The sequence below is a fragment of the Sphingomonas sorbitolis genome (assembly GCF_036663875.1).
Classification (GTDB): domain Bacteria; phylum Pseudomonadota; class Alphaproteobacteria; order Sphingomonadales; family Sphingomonadaceae; genus Sphingomonas.
Window position 1 is genome coordinate 218315 of sequence record NZ_JAXOJS010000001.1, and the last position, 21030, is coordinate 239344.

The 21030-nt window shown below is 66.5% G+C and carries 14 protein-coding genes; 7 read left to right on the forward strand and 7 right to left on the reverse strand.

Annotated features, from left to right (window positions below):
* The first annotated feature begins 89 nt into the window (after positions 1–89).
* The 4 genes from U1763_RS00920 to U1763_RS00935 are packed head-to-tail and all read left to right on the forward strand — an operon-like array spanning position 90 to position 5394.
* Entirely contained in the window at positions 90–1466 is a 1377-nt protein-coding gene (locus U1763_RS00920; RefSeq protein ID WP_332753706.1) for a lipopolysaccharide biosynthesis protein, read from the forward strand.
* The gene (locus tag U1763_RS00925; protein WP_332753707.1) at positions 1463–2020 is read left to right on the forward strand and encodes an RNA polymerase sigma factor; all 558 of its coding nucleotides are present in this window, start codon (positions 1463–1465) and stop codon (positions 2018–2020) included. The genes U1763_RS00920 and U1763_RS00925 overlap by 4 nt, the downstream gene beginning before the upstream one ends.
* On the forward strand, positions 2010–3008 hold the full coding sequence (locus tag U1763_RS00930; RefSeq protein WP_332753708.1) for a FecR family protein: 999 nt from the start codon (positions 2010–2012) through the stop codon (positions 3006–3008). The genes U1763_RS00925 and U1763_RS00930 overlap by 11 nt, the downstream gene beginning before the upstream one ends.
* Positions 2995–5394: a TonB-dependent receptor gene (locus U1763_RS00935; protein ID WP_332753709.1), complete on the forward strand. Its 2400-nt coding sequence runs from the start codon at positions 2995–2997 to the stop codon at positions 5392–5394. Before U1763_RS00930 ends, U1763_RS00935 begins: the two co-directional genes overlap by 14 nt.
* A 4-nt stretch (positions 5395–5398) precedes the next feature.
* On the opposite strand, the gene U1763_RS00940 is transcribed toward U1763_RS00935, so the two are convergent.
* The 5 genes from U1763_RS00940 to U1763_RS00960 form a co-directional block, all read right to left on the reverse strand.
* On the reverse strand, positions 5399–5896 hold the full coding sequence (locus U1763_RS00940; RefSeq protein WP_332753710.1) for a DUF2141 domain-containing protein: 498 nt from the start codon (positions 5894–5896) through the stop codon (positions 5399–5401).
* A 125-nt stretch (positions 5897–6021) separates the two neighbouring features.
* A complete protein-coding gene (locus tag U1763_RS00945) occupies positions 6022–7326 on the reverse strand; it encodes an OmpP1/FadL family transporter (RefSeq protein WP_332753711.1) in 1305 nt (434 codons plus the stop codon).
* Positions 7327–7387: 61 nt separating this feature from the next.
* Positions 7388–7798 carry a DUF2147 domain-containing protein gene (locus U1763_RS00950; RefSeq protein ID WP_332753712.1) on the reverse strand — a complete coding sequence of 137 codons (411 nt, stop codon included), beginning with the start codon at positions 7796–7798 and terminating at the stop codon, positions 7388–7390.
* Positions 7799–8070: 272 nt separating this feature from the next.
* Positions 8071–10398 carry a 3-hydroxyacyl-CoA dehydrogenase NAD-binding domain-containing protein gene (locus U1763_RS00955; protein WP_332754385.1) on the reverse strand — a complete coding sequence of 776 codons (2328 nt, stop codon included), beginning with the start codon at positions 10396–10398 and terminating at the stop codon, positions 8071–8073.
* Positions 10398–11534, reverse strand: coding sequence for a thiolase family protein (locus U1763_RS00960; protein WP_332753713.1), 1137 nt, complete (start codon positions 11532–11534; stop codon positions 10398–10400). Before U1763_RS00960 ends, U1763_RS00955 begins: the two co-directional genes overlap by 1 nt.
* Before the next feature lie 131 nt (positions 11535–11665).
* Between U1763_RS00960 and U1763_RS00965 the strand changes: the two genes are divergently transcribed.
* Together U1763_RS00965 and U1763_RS00970 are read left to right on the forward strand one after the other, a co-directional pair.
* Entirely contained in the window at positions 11666–13351 is a 1686-nt protein-coding gene (locus tag U1763_RS00965; protein WP_332753714.1) for a long-chain-fatty-acid--CoA ligase, read from the forward strand.
* Complete coding sequence (locus tag U1763_RS00970) at positions 13348–13740, forward strand: MerR family transcriptional regulator (protein ID WP_332753715.1); 393 nt, start codon at positions 13348–13350, stop codon at positions 13738–13740. Before U1763_RS00965 ends, U1763_RS00970 begins: the two co-directional genes overlap by 4 nt.
* 344 nt (positions 13741–14084) lie before the next feature.
* Here U1763_RS00970 and U1763_RS00975 read toward each other — a convergent pair whose 3' ends face one another.
* Entirely contained in the window at positions 14085–16556 is a 2472-nt protein-coding gene (locus U1763_RS00975; protein WP_332753716.1) for a PhoX family protein, read from the reverse strand.
* A 49-nt stretch (positions 16557–16605) separates the two neighbouring features.
* Positions 16606–19005: a TonB-dependent receptor gene (locus U1763_RS00980; RefSeq protein WP_332753717.1), complete on the reverse strand. Its 2400-nt coding sequence runs from the start codon at positions 19003–19005 to the stop codon at positions 16606–16608.
* Between the two features lie 170 nt (positions 19006–19175).
* Here U1763_RS00980 and U1763_RS00985 point away from each other — a divergent pair, with 170 nt between their 5' ends.
* Positions 19176–20855, forward strand: coding sequence for an alkaline phosphatase D family protein (locus U1763_RS00985; protein ID WP_332753718.1), 1680 nt, complete (start codon positions 19176–19178; stop codon positions 20853–20855).
* Positions 20856–21030: the final 175 nt, after the last annotated feature.

Consider the following 21030-nt stretch of genomic DNA (forward strand, 5'->3'; position numbering starts at 1 on the left):
GGCCGACCCTCATTAAATATTTCGTCACTTTGCGGGTTGGGCGGAACTTTCTGTTCGTCGCTGCAACAGGAGGAGTCTAAGCGCTCGCGATGCGCTCGCTCCTCAACCGTATGACGTCTCGTGAGGTGCGACCCGCGAAATCCGAACGGGCGTTCGAACGGACGGCTGAAACGCGGTCTGGCCTGCGGCTCGTCCTCGCGAACCTTGGTCATCTGCTCGGGGGCAAGGCGGCCGCGGGGGTAATGAGCCTCGTTTATCTGGTGCTCGTGACGCACCGGCTGGGGGCGGCTGAGTACGGCGTGCTGGTGCTGGTCAACGCCTATGCGGTGCTGATCGGCAGCGTGCTGGCATTCTCGGGTTTTCACGGCGTGGTGCGCTATGGCGGGATTGCGCTCGAAGCGGGCGATCGTGCCGGGTTCGCGCGGATCGTCCGGTTCCTCGCGGTGATCGAACTTGGCTGCGGCGCGGTGGCGGTGATCGTCGCCGCGTTGCTGGTGCCGTTGATCGGGCCGCGGCTCGGCTGGTCGCCGGACACTATTCGGATCGCCATTCCGTATAGTCTGGCGGTGATCGCGACGGTCCGTGCGACACCGCAGGGCTTGCTCCAGATTGCCAATCGGTTCGACTTGATCGGTATCCACCAGGCGGTGTCGCCGCTGATCCGGCTCGTCGGCGTGCTCGGGATCTGGTTCGCGGGCGGCGGGTTGATCGGCTTCATCGCGGTCTGGCTGATCGCGGCCGTTGCCGAGGGGTTGGCGATGTGGGGTTTCGGCTGGGTGGCATGGCGCAAGCTGGCCGCCGGGGAACCGTTGCGCGGCCCGTGGCGCCACGCCGCCCGCGACACCGATGGCCTCAGGCGCTTCATCCTCATCACGAATTTCGACATCACCGTACGCGAGCTCGCGCCAAATCTCGCCCCGTTGACGGTCGGCTGGTTGCTCGGGCCGGCGGCCGCGGGGCTGCTCGCGCTAACCCAGCGCGCCACGTCTCTGCTCGCCCAGCCGACCGTGTTGCTCAGCCAGGCGAGCTACGCTGTGCTTGCCGCCCAGGTCGCCCGCAATGATCTGGCCGCGCTCCGGCATACCGTCTGGCGGAGCGCGGGTCTGGCACTCGCGATCGGAGTGCCGATCGTGGCGGTCCTTGCATTTGCCGGCGATCGGCTCTTGGTCACGCTGGGCGGCGCGAGCTTCGGCGGCGGTACCGTCCTCCTGATCCTGATCGCCGGCGCGCGTGCCGCGGGGCTAGCAAGCGCGCCACTCGCATCGGGTCTGACCGCGCTTGGCTTGCCGGGCCGCTCGATGACCGTCGGGGTGGTGACCAGTCTCGCGCTGTACCCGCTGTTGCCGGCGATGCTCTGGGCGTTCGGCACCGATGGGGCCGGATGGCACGCGCTGCTCCAGAACGGTGCCGCGATCGTCGCGCTTGCGCTGATGTTCCGCAGCGACGCAAAGGGTCGACCGGCATGACCATAGGCGGGCTCCGTGCGGTTTTCCTCGCCGAGCGGGCGATGCTCCTGCGGTTGCTCGTCGCGCGGCTCGGGAGCGTCGAGGAAGCGGAGGACGCGTTGCAGGATCTCTGGCTGCGGCTGGAGACGGTCACCGGCGGCCCGATCGCCGAACCGCTCGGCTATATCTGCCGGATGGCGAACAACATCGCGGTCGACCGGCGTCGTCGCGCGGTGCGGCGCACCGATCGCGATACCGACTGGCTCGAAACGCAGGCGACCGCGGACGAGCATCCGGACGCCGAACGCGCATTGATCGCCCGCGACCGGCTTGCACGGGTCGAGGCGACGCTTGCCGGCCTGCCCGACCGTGTCGCAACGGCGTTCCGCCTGTACCGGTTCGACGACCTGCCGCAGAAGGCGATCGCCGAACGGATGGGTATCACCGTCAGCGGCGTCGAGAAGCTGCTGCACCGCGCCTATCTGAGAATCCACTTGCAGCGCAGCAATTCCGGTGTGGATATCACGCCGGCCAAACGTCTCCCTCATGAGGAGGACCAGCGCGATGGTCGATGAGTGGACCGACCAGGGCAGAGCAGGCGCAGCGGCGGACCAGGCGGTGGCGTGGCACCTTCGCTTGCCCTCCGCCGATGCGGACGACTGGCTGGCGTTCACCGCATGGCTCGAAGCCGATCCCGCGCATGCCGATGCCTATGATGCGCTGACCCGCGCCGATGCGGAACTGGGCGATGCGCTGACGCCACCGGACTGGTCGGAGACGACGCCCCGCGATTGGTCGGAGACGACGTCCCGCGTCGCGGCCAACGACGATCGCCCCGCACCGCGCCGTCGCTGGGCGCTTGCGGCATTGGGTGGTCTTGCCGCCGCGGGTATCGCCGGCGTGATGCTGCCGTTGGAGACCGACCCCACGGTGCGGATCGTCGAGACGGCGCGTGGCGTCCGTCGCGCGGTCATGCTCGGCGATGGCAGCCGGATCGACCTGAACGGTGGCACGCGACTGGCGATCGACCAGGGTGCCGTACGGCGGGTGACGCTCGAACGCGGCGAGGCGACCTTTCACGTCACGCACGATCCTGCGCACCCGTTCGTCGTCCAGTCGGGCGAAATGCGGCTGCAAGACGTCGGTACCGTCTTCAATGTCGCACGCGTCGGCGCGCATCTCGGCGTCCAGGTGGCCGAGGGTGCGGTGATGTTCCAGCCCGATGACGAGCGGATTATGCTCACCGCCGGCGCGGCCCTGTCGCATCTCGACGGTCAGGCGCCGCGCCTGTCGGGAGTCGCGGTCGACGATGTCGGCAGCTGGCGCAAGGGACGGCTCGTATTTCAGCAGACTCCGGTACGGCTGGTCGCCGCCGCGCTGGAGCGGAGCACCGGGACGGCCGTCAGGGTCGCACCGGCGCTGGCGGACACGCCGTTTACCGGATCGATCGGAGTCACGGGCGGTGCGGATCGCCTGATCCCCCGCGTGGCGGCGCTGATCGGGGCTCGAGCCGAGCAAGTCGATGGTCGCTGGCGTCTGGTTGGAGGCCATGCCGGTCCATAAACTTCGCCTGGCCATTTCGCTGCTCGTCACCACGTCGTTTGCATTGTCCGTGCCCGCTCCCCTCCAGGCGGCGGCGCGGCGGCCGATCGCCATCGCGCCGGGTCCACTCGATCGCGCGATCGGTGTGCTCGCACAGCAGACCGGGGTCGATATCGGCAGTGCCGAGCCTGGGTTGGGGCAGGTCAGCGCGCGCGGCGTCCAGGGACGGCTGACGGTCGCCGATGCGCTCGATCGACTGCTCGCGGGTACGGGATACACGGCGCAACGGCTTGCCCCGGACGGTTTTCGGATCGTTCGTCGCCGGATTGCGCCACGTCCGGTGCGGCGTTCGCCGCAGTCCGTAGCGCCCGACCGGCCGCCGATCATGCCGGCCGTCGCCGAGCCGACGCCCGATGTGGTCGTGACCGCGACGAAGCGCGCGACCTCCCGCCTTCGTTTTCCGGGAGCACTGACGATCTTGCGCGCGGATGGCACCGCGCTGATCGGCGCCGACGCAACCGGCGGGATGGACCGCGCGATCACCGCCACGCCGATCCTCCAGGGGACCGCGCTCGGGGCGGGCCGCAACAAGCTGTTCATCCGCGGCGTCGCCGACAGTAGCTTTACTGGCCCGACGCAAGCGACCGCGAACGTCTATTTTGGCGAGGTGCCGGTCGCCTATAACGGCCCGGACCCCGGGCTGAACCTGTACGACGTCGATCAGGTGGAGGTGCTCGAAGGGCCGCAGGGAACGCTGTACGGCGCCGGCGCGATCGGCGGTATCGTCCGCCTGGTTCCGCACCCGGTCGATCTGACACGACAGGCCGGCAGCCTGTCGGGCGGCGTCAGCACCACCCGATCGGGGGCTCCGGGCGGTGATCTCGCCGGCATGATCAACCTGCCGATCCGCACTGGGGTCGTCGGCGTGCGCGCGATTGGCTACACCCTCGTCGAGGGCGGCTATATCGACGACGTGCGCCGCGGCTTGCGCAACGTCAATCGCGTGGAGACGACCGGCGGACGCCTCGACGTGCGGGTCGCACCGGCGCGAGGCTGGACGATCGACGCCGGGATCGTCGGGCAAAACGTGTCCGCGCCCGACCTTCAATATGCCGAACGCGGTGCCGGTCCGCTGGCGCGAGCCTCGCTGCTCGCCCAACCCTTCGAGCAGCAGTATTTCCTCGGTCGCCTCGTCGTCGACAAGCAGTGGGACGACGGCCTGCATCTGGTCTCCGCGACCGGCGTGGTCCGCCGTGACGCCGAAAGCCGGTTCGATGCCACCAAACCCAGTCAGCCGACCCTGCCGATCGCCTATGATACCGACGAGCGCAGCCGGCTGTTCTCGCACGAGACGCGGCTTTCGCGGACGGGGACGAACGGCGCCGGGTGGCTGGTCGGGGTCGCGGTGATCCACGCCCGCGATGCCTATGCCCGCATGTACGGCGTTCCCGACCGGCTGCGCGATATCGTCGGCGTCACCAACCGGACGTTCGATGCCGCGATGTTCGGCGACGTCGGCGTCGCGGTGACACCGGCGCTGACGATCACGGCTGGTGGACGCCTGACCCACCAACGGAGCGATGGCGATCCGATCGCCAGCTTGCGTACGACCAATTTCATCCGCGGCCGAAGCGTCACCCGGGTCGATCCGACGCTTGGCGCATCCTGGCTCCTCACTCCCGGACTTGCTGCGTTCGCGCGCTATCAGTCCGGCTTCCGGACCGGCGGGATCACCGTCGCCCCGGGTGTGGGCCGGGTCGCCGATCTGGTGCCCGACAGCATCCATGTCGGCGAGATCGGACTTCGTCGGGAACGCAAGGGCCCGCTAGGGTTGTCCGGATCGATCGGGTTTTCGGTGGCCGACTGGCGGCATATCCAGGCTGATCTGGTCGATCGATCGGGCTTCCCCTTCACCACCAATCTCGGCAACAGCCATATTCGTGGTGCCGAGGCGAGCCTCGACTGGGTACCGGTGGCGGGGCTTAGCCTCGACGCGGCGATGTTCCTCAACGACACGCGGGTCACCGATCCTAATCCCGCGCTGCGGCGTCAGGTCGGTACCAGATTGCCCAATACGCCGCCCTTCGCGGTATCGGGCGGCATAAGCTACACCTGGGTACTTGGCACTGAATCACACATGAGCACCAACGCCACCTGGCGCTATGTCGGCCGCTCGACGATCGGGACTCAAGCGCCGCTCGACGTGTCACAAGGCGAGTATGGCTCTACGCATTTCGGTACAACATGGTCGAAAGGACGCGTCCGGCTGAGCGGCACGATCGAGAACGTGTTCGACGTCAAGGGCGACCGCTTTGCCGGTGGTAACCCGTTCGTCCTGGCCGCGCGCACCGAATATACCCCGCTGCGACCGCGCACGGTCAGACTCGGGGGCAGCATCGCGTGGTGATGTCCTAGCGGATCGGCTTGAGCGACCCGCCTTGGAGATAGGTGAGCGTCACGGGGACGACCGTCGTACCGTTCGCGACGCGGACCTGAACAGTCTTCGGATCTGGTTTGCGCGAGAACAGCATGTCGAACAACGTCACGTGCGGGTTCCCCGATGCGCCACCACCGTCGCTGCGATCGGTCTTGCCGTTAGCATTATAGTCGTGGCGAACGTCGACTGCATACACGCCAGGCCGCGCGACCGACATGCAGACCGCGACGATGCCGTCACGCGGTACGGCGATCTCAGTCCGCAGCAACGCATGCTTCTTGTCGAAATAGCTCGACGGCGCACCACCGAACACGCGCACGCGGACGGTCCCGGCACGCGACTTGAAACCGCTGACCTCGACCAGAAGCGCAGGATGGGCGCTACCAGGCGCACACTGTGCAGCGTCCGGGCCGATCGGCCGGACAGCCGCGCTCGGCGCCATCAACAGCGCCGCCAGATATAAGCTTACCATGGCAGTGGAAGTGGGGCGTCGGCAGCGTCGTGCAAGATGCGGTGCACCGTGGCCTCTGTTATCCACCTGAGTCCGGGCTGCCGGCTTTGGGATGCGCCGCTACCGGCGACGCACCCCGTCCGACATCATAAGCTCACACGTCCGCCGAGCGACAGCACGACCGCCGAGGCGTTGCGCAGCGCACCCGATGTCAGGATGTTGGTCTGCGCGGCGGTGCCGACATATGCCGCCGTGATGCGATCGATCGTCGTGTTCTCGAAGTCGACATATTGCGCGGCCGCGTCGAGCGCGATGTGCGGCGACAGCTGGTACGAGCCACCCGCTGCATAGGTCCAGCGATCGGCGTCGGGCACGCGCGCGTCGCGCGAGCCGTCCTGCGTCGGCGACTTGGTGCGCTGCAGACCTGCCCGCACGGTGAGCTTCGGCGTCACGTCATAGTCGAGGCCGCCCGCGAGGCTCCAGCTGTCCATGTAGTTCTCGGGGATCGCGGTGTTCAGCGGTGCGCCGAGATCGATCGTGTCGAACTTGCTCCAGTTGTACGCGACGACCTGCGCGTTGAGCGTCAGCTTGTCGGTACCGCGGAACCGGCCTGCGACGATCACCTGACCCGGGGTGTTGAACGCGGCCTTGGCGCCGGACACGGTCGTGTTCGACGACGCGAGCGGACCGACGAGGCCGCTGACGGTGAGATCACCCTTCAGGTTGTGCCGGATGCTCGACTTGTAGCTGACGCCGACCGTCGCGAAGTCGTTGTGGAGCTGCACGCCCGCGGTCCAGCCGAAGTCCCAACCGTCGCCGCTCAGTTCCTGGCGACCATCGGGCAGCGCTGCGGAAAGGTTGGGGAGCGCGTTGCTGAGCGTCGCATCGGTATATTCGACGTTCAGCGCACCACCGACACGCAGCCAATCGGTCACGACGATACCGACCGATGGCTGGATGTCGATCGTCCGCAGCCGCGTCTTGTCCGCGCTGTAGCGGGCCCAGCTGTCGGCATCGTAGTTGGTAGTGAAGCTGAACGGCGAGGTGACCGCGAGGCCGACAGCGATCCGGTCGGTCAGCGGATAGGCGATCGACCCCGATGGCACGACACCTTTGTTGATCGGATCGCGCGAGTTCGACTGGCCGCTGATCCCGGTGCAGGCCTGGCCTGGGCGGCAGATCCGCGTGCCGGTGTCGACGACGTCGCCCTTCGGCAGAATTGCGGACGCGCTGAGCGTCGCGCTGCCGTCGCGGATGCCGGCGATTGCGGCCGGGTTCCACCACAGCGAGTCAGGACCGGTGTCGGCGCCTTCGCCCGAGAATGCACGGCCTGCGCCGCGTGCGGACTGCGCCTGGAGATAGAAGGCGTCGGCATAGGCGGTGCTGGCGAAGCCGAAGGCGGACACGAGAGCGGATACCGCGAGAAGCGGAGCTTTGTTGCGAAGTGTCATGGGTAAGTCCTGAAAGCTGTACTGATAGGGGGAAGGTGGAGGTGGAGGCGGAGGCGTGGCCTCAGCGCACGCGCGTCCAGGTCTGCGTCTTGCAGAGCGGGAAGAACACGCAGCCGCGCAGCTTCAGCTGGTTCGCGCCGAGTGGCGTGATCTTGCCACTATAGGTCTTGCCGTCCTCGGCATTGTAGACCTGGCCGCTGCTCCAGACGCCGTCCTTGTCGGGCTTGAACCCGCTCAGCATTTGCATGCCCTGGATCGGGCGGTTGCGCAGTGCGGTGTTCGCATTGTTCGCGTCCTTCATCGAAGGATTGGCGCGGAGTGCGTCGGAGGTGAGGATCTTGCCGCAGATCGACGGGCCGCAACGCGCGATCTCGACGATGGCGTTGTGCGTCTCGGTCTTCCAGCGACCGATGACGGTCTCAGGCGTCGCGGAAGCGCCAGCGAGCAGAGCACCGATAATCAACAGGGACATCTTCTATCCTCTCCTAGTGTCGTTTGATGGCGCCGTATGCGTACGGTCACCGAATGTCTCGTCAGGTCGTCGACGTTATCGCGACCTTGTTGCCGTATACGGCAGTTGTGAGTCCCGACTAGAATTGTACGAAGACAAGTCAAGTCTTCTTACCGATTCCTGCGGGTGAAAAAGTTTTCATGGACTTGTCGTTCCTCCGCGCACGCGGGGGCCCAGGGCAACGAACGCGGCGCTGCTTGATCCTGGGCCCCCGCTTTCGCGGGGGAACAGGGTCAGTTGCGGAGCGGCTTGCCCGTCTGCAGCATGTGGACGACGCGTGCCTGGGTGCGCGGATCCTTGACGCTTGACATGAACGCCGCGCGCTCGAGGTCGAGCAACTGGTCCTCGGTCACGGTGTCAACCAGATCGGCTTCGCCGCCAGTCAGCACTTCCGCAAGGCGATCCGCGACGACGAGGTCGTACTCGGTCGCCATCCCCTTCTTGTGGAAGTCCGCCACCGCCATGTTCAGCCCCGTCCGGCCGCTCTCGCCGGCAAGGCGGAAGGTCGGCTTCTCCGGTGCCGCATAACCCTCGACCAGCGACAACGCCTTGGCCTTTGCATCGGCCAGCAACCGGTCGCGGTTCATCGTGATGCCGTCGGCCTTGCGCAGGATCATCATCTCCTTCGCCTCCGCCGCCGACTTGGCGACCTGCGCGGCGGAAACAGCCTGGAACACCTTCGTCAGCACCGGCATCGGCCCGTTCGGCAGCGTCCGCGACTTGGTCCAGCGGTCGAGCATCTCGCCATTGCCACCCCAGCCGGGCACGAGCCCGACGCCGCACTCGACGAGGCCTGCGTAGGTCTCGGCATGCGCCTGCACCGCGTCCGAGTGGAGCAGGATCTCGCATCCACCGCCGAGCGCGAGCCCGGCGGGCGCGCTGACGACCGGGAAGGGCGCGTATTTGAGTGCCTTGTACGCCTGCTGCCCGCCCGAGACGCTGGCCTCGACCATGTCCCAAAGGCCCGCCCCGACCGCAAACATCGCCGCGCCGAGGTTCGCACCCGCCGAGAAGTTCGACGCCTCGTTATACACCACGAGCGCCTTGAAGCGCTCGCGGACGACCGGGATCGCCTCGTTGATGAGCGCGACGACCTGATCGTCGAGCGCGTTCATCTTGGTGTGGAACTCGAGCGCCGCAACGCCGTCGCCGACATCCCAGAGCGACGCCGACAGGTTCGTTAGAATCGGTTGCGAGCGGAGCTTGATGTCCTCCAGTAGCTCGACGCCGTCCGCGCGCGGCACGTCGGCATACTCTCCGCCAGCCGTGAGATACTGACGCTGGCCGTTCTCGACGCGGTAGAACGGACGGTCGCCCGCGGTGGTCAGGATCGCAGGAACGTCGCGACCTTCCTCGGCGAGGCGCGCGGCGAGCACGCCGGGACCCATTCGGTCGATCAGCTCGAACGGCCCGTATTTCCAGTTGTAACCGAGCTTCATCGCGTCATCGATCGCGACGACGTCGTCCGCTGCTTCGCCGACGAGCATCGCCGCATAGGACAGCGTATTGCCGAGGATCGACCAAGCATAGGTGCCGATCTTGCCCCGCTCAGCGATCAGCGCGGCAAGATCCTTGCCGGTCTTGCCGGGCAACTCCGCCGGCTTGGCCTCAGGCCGATACTCGCCGGTCGCGAGATCGAGCGACAGCTTGGTCCGCGTCGCCTTGTCGAACCGGTAGAAGCCACCCTTGCCCTTGCGGCCGGTGAACCCGTCCGCGATCATCTTGTCGACCAGCGGCAGCGGGCGGACCGTATCGAAATACGGATCGCCAGCCGGCAGCGTGGACGACAGGCTCTTCGACAGCAGCGGCATCAGGTCGACGCCGACGAGATCGACCAACCCGAATATCCCGGTCTTCGGCACGCCCATCGGACGGCCGCCGATCTGGTCGGCTTCTTCCACGGTCAGCCCCTGGTCCATCGCCGCGTTGATCGCGATCGCCAGCCAGTAGGTGCCGATGCGGTTGGCGATGAAGCCCGGCGTGTCCTTCGCACGGACGATCCGCTTCCCCATGAAGCGATCGACGAAATCCTCGACCTTCTCGGCGACCGCGACGTCGGTGTGCTCGCCGCGGACGATCTCGACCAGCCGCATGTAGCGCGGCGGGTTGAAGAAGTGCGTGATGAGGAAGTCGGCCTTGAACTGGTCCGACCGCCCCTCGACGAGGTTGCCGAGCGGGATCGTCGAGGTGTTCGACGAAACCGCGGTGCCCGGACGCTTCAACGTCTCGAGCTTGGCATAGAGCGCCTGCTTGATGTCGAGCCGCTCGACGATCGCCTCGACGATCCAGTCGCACTCGGTGACCCGGTCGAGGTGATCGTCGATGTTGCCCGTCTCGACCAGCTTGGCCGCACGCTTCGACATGAAGGGCGCGGGGTCGGTCTTGAGCATCTTCGCGACCGCGCCCTTGGCCACCGCATCGCGGTCGCCGCCCTCGGGCAGGTCGCCCGGTACGATGTCGAGCAGCAGCACGGGGATGCCGGCATTGGCGACCTGCGCCGCGATGCCTGCGCCCATGACGCCAGCGCCGATGACGCAGACCTTCTTGACCTGATCGACCATCATGCGCGCTCCAGCACCGTTGCGATGCCCTGACCACCGCCGATGCACTGGGTCGCCAGCGCATAACGGCCGCCCTCACGCGCCAGCAACGACGCGGCTTTGCCGACGATCCGCGCGCCGGTCGCACCGAGCGGATGACCGATCGCGATCGCGCCGCCATCGAGGTTGATCGTCTCGTCCTTGAGGCCGAGGTCGCGGATGCAGGCGATCGCCTGGCTCGCGAACGCCTCGTTGATCTCGACCACGTCGAGGTCGGCGACGGTGATCCCGGCACGCTCCAGCGCCTTCTTCGACGCGCCGATCGGGCCGAGCCCCATCGTCTCGGGCGCACAACCCGACACGCCGATCGACTTGATCCGCGCGAGGATCGTCAGGCCGTGCTTCTTGGCGAACTCTTCCGAGGTGACCAGCACCGCGGACGCACCATCGGTCAGCGGCGAGGACGTGCCGGCGGTCACCGACCCATCCGCGCTGAACGCAGGCTTCAGGCCGGCGAGCGCCTCGGTCGTCGTGCCGGCGCGGATCGTGCCGTCCTGGCTGACCGGGCCCGCCTTGGTCTGGATCGTCACGATCTCGTCGCTCAGGCGGCCATCAGCGCGCGCCGCGGCAGCCTTGTCCTGGCTATTCACCGCGAACGCGTCCTGCTCGGCGCGGGTGATCTGGTATTGCCGCGCGACGTTCTCCGCGGTTTCGCCCATGCCCATGTACGCGCCGGCGCTCTTCTTCGCGAGCTCGGGGTTGGGGAGCGGGTTGTAGCCGCCCATCGGCACGCGGCTCATCGATTCGAGGCCCGCGCAGATGAACGCCTCGCCTGCGCCGACCGCGATCTGGCCGTAGGCGATGTGGATCGCGCTCATCGACGAGCCGCAGAACCGGTTGACCGTCATCCCGCCGACCGAAATCGGCAGGTCGGCGATCTGCGCGATCAGCTTGGCGACGTTGAGGCCCTGCTCGCCCTCGGGGAACGCGCAGCCGAGGATGATGTCCTCGATCTCGGCCGGATCGACGCCGGTCTTGTCGAGCAAACCGCGAATCGTCTGCGCGGCGAGATCGTCCGGACGGACGCGGGCGAGCTCGCCCTTGCCGGCGAGGTGGAACGGCGAACGGGCGTACCCGGCGATGACGACGTTGGTCACGATGATCCTCTCATATTGCGGTCGACCCGGTTAACGCTTGCGGGTTACCCTTAAGGTGCGATACCTCACCTTTACGTCAAGGTGAAGCGGCCGACAATATGGCTTACGCACACCATGTTATGGAGAGCGAGATGCAGGACACTTCCGGGGGCAAGGCGATCGGCGTACCGTTGCTGGGCGAGCCGCGGCTGCTGGGCGACATGCTCGACCTGTCGGTGCAGAGGTTCGGGTCGCGCAACGTGCTCGACTTCATGGGGCGGACGCTGACGTATGCCGCGCTCGGCGAGTCGGTCGACCGGGCAGCACGCGGACTCCAGGACATGGGCGTCGTGAAGGGGACACGCGTCGCGCTCTGCCTGCCGAACACGCCCTATTATCCGATCCTGTTCTTCGCGATCCTCAAGGCCGGTGGTGTCGTCGTCAACGTGAACCCGCTCTATGTCGAGCGCGAGCTGGCGCATCTGCTCGAGGATTCGGGCGCAACGATCATCGCCACCTGCGACATCGCCGAGATCCACGCGCGCGTGCTCAAGGTCGCGGGGCAGATGGGCGTGAAGCACGTCATAACCTGTCCGATCGCAAGCGCTTTGCCGACGCTGAAGTCGATCGCCTACCGCATTTTCAAACGCGCCGAGATCGGCCACGCCCCGAGCGACGCGCGCCATTGCACGTTCGATTCGCTGTTGAAGGCGAAGGGCGCGCCGGTCCCGGTCGCGGTGTTGCCGACCGAAGTCGCGGTGCTGCAATATACCGGCGGCACCACCGGCGAGCCCAAGGCGGCGATGCTCAGCCACGCGAATCTCGTGTCGAACGCCGATGCGATGATGGTGTTCGTCGGCGGCGAGCAGCCCCATCAGGACCGGGTGCTCGGCGCGCTGCCGCTGTTTCACGTCTTTGCGCTGACGACAGTGCTGACCTATTCGATCCGCGCGGGCGCAGAAATGATCCTTATGCCGCGCTTCGAACTCGGTCAGCTGCTAAAGACGATTGCACGCACTAGGCCAAGCTATTTCCCCGCGGTCCCAACGATCTATGCCGCGATCACCACCGCCGCCGAAACGCAGACGATCGACCTGTCCTCGATCCACGCCTGCATCTCGGGTGGTGCGCCGCTGCCGGCGGAGGTGCGGATCGCGTTCGAGGCAGCGACCGGCGCGAAGCTGTGCGAGGGCTATGGCCTGTCGGAGGCTTCGCCGATCATTACGTGCAATCCGATCGATGGCCTCAACAAGCCCGGCTCCGCGGGGCTGCCCTTTCCCGGCACGACGATCGAGATCCGCGACCGCGAGGACCCGACGCGGCTGCTGCCGATCGGCGAGAATGGCGAGATTTGCGCACGCGGGCCCCAGATCACGCAGGGCTATTGGCACAAGCCCGCCGCCACTGCGGACCTGTTCGCGGATGGCGCGCTGCGTACCGGCGACGTCGGGCATCTCGACGCGGACGGCTATCTGTTCATCGTCGACCGGATCAAGGACCTGATCCTCGCTGGCGGCTACAACGTCTATCCGCGCGTGATCGAGGAGGCGCTGTACGAACACCCCTCCGTGCTCGAAGCGGTGGTGATCGGCGTGCCCGACAAATATCGCGGCCAGGCGCCGAAAGCGTTCGTCGTATTGGCCGAAGGTGCGGTCGCTACCCCGCTCGAACTGCGCGATTTTCTTCGCGACAAGATCAGCAAGATCGAGCTTCCCCGCGAGGTCGAAATCCGCGACAGTCTCCCCAAGACGCTGATCGGCAAGCTATCCAAAAAGGAACTTGTCGCTGAAGAGACCGCAAAGGCGGCGGCGTCGGAGGCGAGGGGAGTGGATTCGTGAACGACCGACAGGACGATCTTACCGGCATACAGGAAGTCTCGCGCATGCTTGGCGTGAGCGCGCGGACGCTCAGGTTCTACGAGGACAAGGGGCTGATCGAGCCCTGCCGGATCGGCACCACGCGAGTCTACACGCGGCGCGAAGTGGCGCGGATGCAGCTGATCCTGCGCGGCAAGCGGTTGGGTTTCACGCTGCGCGACATCGAGGAATTCCTCGACTTGTACGACGCCGACCCGCAGCATGTGGAGCAGATGCGCGCGCTGGCGGAGCGCTGTCGCCAGCGTATCGACCTGCTCGACGCGCAACGCGAGGCGATCGTCCAGACGCGGGATGAATTGGAGAAGATAGAGCAGGAGGCGCTCGCGCGGATACTGGCTGGGTCGGTCTGACACCTGTGGTTGCTCGTGAGGAACGAGCGCCAACCAATTGAAACCGATAGCACCCCGGGACACTGACCACCCCGGCGAAGGCCGGGGCCCAACTGGCAAGGTCGAGGTAACGACGCGCAGCGCCAATCAGCGACGTCTCCCAATTGGACCCCGGCCTCCGCCGGGGCGGGGCGCATCATACCTTGGAGGATTCCTGCGATCCTCCCCCGCCAGGGGGAGATGGCTGGCACTTGCCAGACGGAGGGGGAGGGGAGGACAACGTAGGTTCCGTATCCTCCCCCTCCGTCACCTTCGGTGCCACCTCCCCCTTGCGGGGGAGGATTTCAAAGAGTCCGCCGCGAAGCTTAAAGCCCCACAACACCGCCATCGTTCTTCGTGATCACTATCGTCGCCGACCGCGGCCGCGATGGCGTCGTCACCGCACCGGCCTGGTTAGCCGGCCAGCTGCTGGTGATGTTGGTCGGCACGCCATTCTCACCCGGGTGCTGGATGTTGACGAACAGCGAGCGGCCATCGGGCGTCGAGTGGATGCCGGTGATCTCGCACTCTTTCGGCCCCACCAGGAAGCGGCGTAGCGCCGCCCCCGGTGCCTTGCCGACGCGCGTTGTCACCGAGCCGGTAGCCGCGCCGATCGTGTTGGTCACCGTCCGCATGCCACCGTCGTTGACGATCCCCGGCACCGACGCGAGCAGCATGCAGTTGGTGACGTCGGTGTACGCGCCGTCATCCGTCTCGATCCACATCACCGGTGCGATCGTCCCCGAGGCGTTGCTTGGCAGGCCGAACCACAGGCCGTCCGGCGATGAGAAGTCGTTCGTCGCATCGAGCCCCGACAGGTTGACGTTGGTAGCATCCAGATCGGAGCCCGCGCCGAACGCATAGATGTCCCAGGCGAATGTCAGCGCCTCGGACGTATCCCCCGTCTCGCGCAGGCGGATGATGTGCCCATTGGCGTTACCCGTGGTCTGCCCGCCGGTAGTCTTCGGATCGACATAGGCCCGCGGGTTCGACGCATCCGCCGTCGCCACGGTCCGCGACGAGTTGTTGGTGAGCGTGCAATACATCTCGCCGGTCGCGGGATTGACCGCAGTCCACTCCGGCCGATCCATCCGCGTCGCACCCAGCGCATCGGCAGCGAGACGCGTGTTGATCAGCACATCGACCTGGCTTGCAAACGAATAGGCCGCATTGGCGGAGGTGAGGGGTCCCTGACCAAATACCAAAGGCATCCATTGTCCGCTGCCGTCCGCTGCGAACTTGGCGACGTAAAGCGTTCCAGTATCTAGATACTTGTCGCCGATCGCCAAGCGGTTCGCCGCGCTCGCATCCACCGCAGACCACGGCGTAGCGGACACGAACTTGTAGATATATTCGTTCTGCGCATCGTCGCCCATGTAGAAGGCCGGCTTCACGCCCGCGATCGTCCGGCCGATCTGGCAGCCCTCGTGGTTCATGCGACCCAGCGCAGTCCGCTTGCGCGGCGTCGAGGTAGCATCGAACGGATCGATCTCGACCACCCAGCCGTACTGGAAGATCTCGTTTCGGAAATCGCCCGAGCCGTCGGCGGGCGCACCGGCCTGCGCGGTGATGTTCCACCGCGAATACAACGTGCTGGTCGTGTCCGCCGGGGCCACTGTCGACCACCCGTAATTGCCGCCGGTATTGCTCTCGGACTTGCCATATCGCGTCAGCGACGTGTTGGCCTTCACACCAACCGCGCCGGTCGCCGCACGGCGCGCGGCATCGCCGACTTCACGCTTGAAATAGCCAACCCAGTTCTCTTCGTTCGTCAAATACGTGTGCCAAGGCATTGTACCGTTGGCACAATTGTTGATCGTGCCGCGGCCAGCGGTGGCGTCGGGCGAATAGCGCGTCTTGAGGCTGTCGGCGCCGCGCACCGGCCCCGAAAAGCTCATCGGCGTCAGCGGCGTGATCCGGCGGTTGAACGACGACGCGGTCGTGTAGCTCCAGGCGGCGGCGCGGTTGATCTCGATCACCGATACGCCGTGGCACTCCATCTCCTTCAGCGCCTCGGCTTCGGGACGGACGCCGCCGCTATTGGTCGGGCCGTTCGGATGCAGATAGGCCTGCGTGATGTTCTCATGGTTGAGCACGAGCAGGCCACGCGTGTTGCCGTTCGCATCCGGCGTACCCGTGGCGGACATCCCGAAATAGCTCATGCCGTCATGGTGATCGCCCGCGCGCTTCGAGAAGGTCGCATCGGTGCCGTCATTGGCATAGGCGCCGACGCCGCTGCCGATCGGATCCCCGAGCCGATACAACACCGTCACCGCATATCCCGATGGCACTGCAACGACATCCGCAAGGCTCTTCGCCACTGCCGTGAAGCCGAGCGAGGCCGCGCCGACCGTCACGCTGGTCGTCGCGGTGACCGATCCGCTTGCCGAAACGGCGGTGAACAGGAAGCTCAGCACCGTGCCTGCGGTGGCACCCGGCACGACGAACGTCGCAACCGTCGTCGTCGCGCCTGCCAGCGTTACCGTCGGTCCAGCCGTCTGCGTCCAGCTCACGCTGTCGACCTGGCCGATCGCGGCACCGGTCAGCGTCGCGACGCGGCCGGCGGTCGAACTGCCCCCGGCGGTCGCGGTCACCGTGACAGGGTCCGAGCCGCCGTTATTGTCGTCGTCGCACCCGGTCAGCAACATGCCGCCGAACACCGCGGCGGCCGTCGCCGACATACCGCCCATCAAGGTCTGGCGCCGCGAATAGCGCACCTCGATCAGGTCGTTGAGATGCGGGTTCGCGGTCGGATTGGTATCGATATCGCCGTCGGTATAGATGGTCTCGAACGTCATGCTTGGTCCCCCCGGGGATGGTTGCGTGGTGTGTAACGATGCGTGAGAGTTAGAATTTCGCGCCCAGCTCGACGCCGTAGAAGCGTGGCTCGCCGGCGATGTAGGTCGGGATGCCGAAGCCCCCGCCGGTGTTGCCCGCGTCGATCAGGTAGCGCTTGTTGGTCGCGTTCCGGACGAAGCCGCCGACGCTGTAGCGCCCCTGCGCGAACTCCAGCCCGGCGCGGAGGTTGACCAGCGTATAGCCCCTCTGGCTGACCGCCTCGGTGTTCGGCAGCTCGAAGAAGACCTTCGATTTGTAGGTCACGCTGGGGGTCGCGTAGACGGTCACGCCGCCCACTGGCGCGCGCAGGATCAGGCCGCCCGACGCCGTCGTCTTGGGCTGAAGGCGGAACTGGTTGCCGGCATAGGGGCCGTTCGCGACGTCGTCGCCGATCCCGCCATCAATATACGCAAACGTCGCGAAGGCAGAGAGATACGACGCGAGCTTCAGATTGCCTTCGAGCTCGACACCGACGCTGTTGGCCGAGTCCGCGCTACGGACCGTCGTCACGCCGTTGCTCGTCACCGAGAACTGGAAGCCGTCATAGGTCTGGTAGAACACCGAGGCGGCGCCGCTGAACGGTCCGACGCTTCCCTTGATGCCGCCTTCGTAATTCCAGACCTTCTCTTCCGGAATGATCTGGAGATTGGGACCGACGCCGAGCGCGGTGCGCTGTGCGGCAAGCTGGACCACCGGCGAGCGCCGGCCCTTGCTGATCGTGCCGTACAGATTGACCGCGCTGTTGAGCTTCAGCAGCGCGTTGAAGCGCGGCAGGATCGCGGTGAAGCTCCTCTCGGCGACGAACTTGCTGCCGTTGGTGTTCGCCGTGCCGAGCAGGCTCGACTGGATACCGAGCGATGCGAGGATCACCGAGTTCGGCTGGACCGAGGAATACCCCGACTGGCGATCCTCGATCAGAATGCGGGCGCCGGCGGTCAGCTCGAGCGCGGGCACCGGTATATACGTCGCGTCGGCGAACACCGAATAGGTGTTGTTCCTGCCAAAGTTCGTGAACTCTGCCGCGTAAGGTATTGCGGTGGCACGTCCGCCGGTCAGGATCGACGTCGCGCGGGTGGCTGGGATCGTGCCGTTGGCGGCGACGCAGCCGGTCTCGGTCGGAATGCCCGCGCGGTTGAGCGCGGTCCGGATCGGCTGATACGCCGCGGCAACCGAGCAGGCGAGATACGTGCCCTCTTCGGTCGCGAACGGAACGCGCTGGAAGCCGTTCTCGAAAAACGCATTCCAGCCGACCGAGGCGCGATACTTCGGCCCTTCGAAGGCGAAGCGGCTTTCATGGCTCCATTGGTCGCCCTTCGCGTCCTCGGCGAACTCCAGATACGCGGCGGGGCCACCGTCCGCGTCGAAGACCTCCAGCGCATCGAACCGGCGATAGCCGTTGACGGTGGTGAAGGTGATCCCCGGCGACAGCTCCGCGGTGATCGTCAAATTGGCGTCGTAGACGTTGCGATCGAGCCCGAGTTTCCGGGCGCCGAGCACCGCCGCGCTGTACGGCGAGCCCGACAGTTCGGCATAGCCATAGTCGCCGGTCTGGCCGCCGGTCGGGGCATGCGCGCGGCTCTTGAACGCGGTGCCGGGGTTGCGCTGGCCATCATAGGTCAGGACGAGATCGGCGGTGATGCTGTCGCTAGGGCGATAGCGCAGCGATCCGCGGATGCCGCGCTGGTCCTGGCCGTTCAGATCGTCCTGGTCGACGCCACCCTGGTTCTGGTTCGGCACGTTCGCGTCGCCGGCAATGTTGCGGACATAGCCGTCGCGGTATTTGTAGGCGAAGGCGATCCGCCCGGCGAGCACGTCGTTGCCGGCGTTGAGGAAGCCCGACACCTGCGTGCGGTTGAAATTGCCGTACGAGCCGTTGATCGCGCCCGACACGCCGGGCTGCGGTTTTGCCGAGATGACGCTGATCGCGCCGACCGCGGCGGCGGTGCCGAACAAGGTCGCCTGCGGGCCCTTCACGACCTCGATCCGCTCCAGATCGTACAGGTCCTGATACGCGCCGCGCGACCGGCTGATGTCGATGCCGTTGTAATAGAGCGTGACGCGGGCGCCCTGCTGCGACGATCCGTTGTCCGAGGTGATGCCGCGGATCACGAAGCCGGGGTTGTTCGCGCTCTGCTCCTGGATCTGCAGGCCGGGAATATAGGCAGCGACCTCGCTCAGCGAATTGACGCCGATCGACGCCATCTTCGCGCCGGTGACCGCGGTGACGGTGACGGGCACGTCGGCGATCCGCTGTTCGCGCTTCTGCGCGGTGACCACGATCTCGTCGTTTGGCGTGCTGGCTTGGACGTCGGCCCCTGCGGCCGCCTGTGCCGACGCCTGCGCGAGCGCGGCGGTCGAGCAGGTCGTGGCGAGCGTCGCAACTGCGAGCCGCGTGAAGATGCGTGTCATTAAGTCCCCCGTGTCGTTGGGGAGGCACTAGGGGCGGCGCGTGACGTTTCGACGTCGCAATGATGAAAGCAAGATGACTATTGCGTAACGCGCGTGTCACATCGCTGCCACCGGGGTGTCTTCGATCAGAGGTAGCAGGCGGCCAACACCCGACACGAAAGCTTGAGCCGATGACGATCAACCGCCGCGATGCCTTGAAGAACGCCCTCAAACTCGCCGGCTCCGGTGCCACGCTTGTGCTGCCCGCAGTCGCATCGCGGGCGGCGGGCGCAGTGAAGGTACGCTTCGATCACGGTGTCGCGAGCGGTGATCCCGCGATCGACGGCGCGATCCTCTGGACGCGTGCGACTCCGGCCGAGGCGACGCAAGCCCGCGACATCGCACTGACGTGGCACGTTGCGGAGACCGAGGGCGGCAAGTCGCTCCGTTCGGGCACCGTCAAGGCGCGTGCGGCACGCGATTTCACCGTCAAGGTAGACGCAACCGGGCTCCAGCCGGGCCGCGAGTATCGCTACTGGTTCGACGCCGCCGACGGCACGCGCTCGCCGGTCGGCCGGTTCCGCACGCTGCCGAAGGGCAAGGTCGCCGATGTCGTGATGGCCGTCGTCTCGTGCCAGCTCTACGCGGGCGGGCTGTTCAACGCCTATGACGCGATCGCCAAGCTCGATCGGCTCGACGCGGTGCTCCACCTTGGCGACTACATCTACGAATATGGCGTCGACGGCTATGGCGCAGACATCGCCAAGAAGATCGGCCGCCTGGTCGAGCCACGCCACGAGATCGTCAGCCTCGCCGATTATCGTATGCGCCACGCGCAGGTGAAGCGAGACGTCGACATGCAGGCCGCCCACGCCCGCGCCGCCTTCATCTGCGTGTGGGACGATCACGAGGTCGCCAACGACGACTGGATGCACGGTGCCGAGAATCACGATCCGAAGACCGAAGGCGACTGGGACGCGCGGAAGGCGGCGGCGATGCAGGCGTACTTCGAGTGGATGCCGATCCGCGATCCCAAGCCCGGCCAGCCCTGGGCCGCGATCAACCGCAGCTTCGACTTCGGCGATCTCGCGACGCTGGTGATGGTCGAGACGCGGCTGCTCGCGCGCAGCCATCAGGTCGTGTCGAAGGGCGAGGAGATCACACCCGCCGAATATGCACCGATGCTCGCCGAGCGCGCGCGCACCGATCGCGAACTGCTCGGACCGGCGCAATTGGCCTGGGTCGAGAAGACGATGGCGACCTCGGTCGCGGCGGGCAAGCCGTGGCAGGTGCTCGGCAACCAGGTGGTGATGGCGAAGGTCGCGGGCCCCGACATGGAGCGCCAGCTCGGGCCGGTAAAGTTCGCCGAGACGATGGCGAAGCTGCCCGCGATCTGGCGCGAGCGGCTGACCGCGAGCATCGCCTCGTATCGTGCCGGCCTGCCGTTCGGGTTCGACAGCTGGGACGGGTATCCGCCCGCCCGCGAGCGGCTGTATGCGGCGTTCCAGCGCGCGAAGTCGCGGCCGATCGTGCTCTCGGGCGACAGCCACGCGGCGTGGGCGAACGACCTGCACAACGCGTCGGGCAAGCTGGTCGCCGCAGAATTCGGCTGCACCGCGATCACCAGCCCGTCCTATGGCTCGCTGCTACCCGGTATCGGCACGCTCATTGCCGACGCCAACAAGGGCGAAGTCCGCTTCTGCGACCAGGACGGCAAGGGGTTCACGCTGCTCACCCTCACGCCGGACCATGCCACGGCGGACTCGGTGACTGTGTCGACGGTAATGGCCAAGCCCTACACGCAAGCCACCGCCGCGCGCTTCCGTGCACATGCGAACCGTCCCGACGCGCCGCTCGAAAAAATCGCCTGAGCCCGCCGACGATGCCCTTCCTACGATCCTCCCCTTGGCGGGGGAGGGTCGATACGGTTCGGCGCATGGATCGAGATCGACGCGGATGTCCGACCACGGGGCCCCTAGGGGGCGTGCGACACGTCGATCGGAAATTCAGCTCGGGGAAGGGGGCACTTGCCCCGAAAAATCGGCA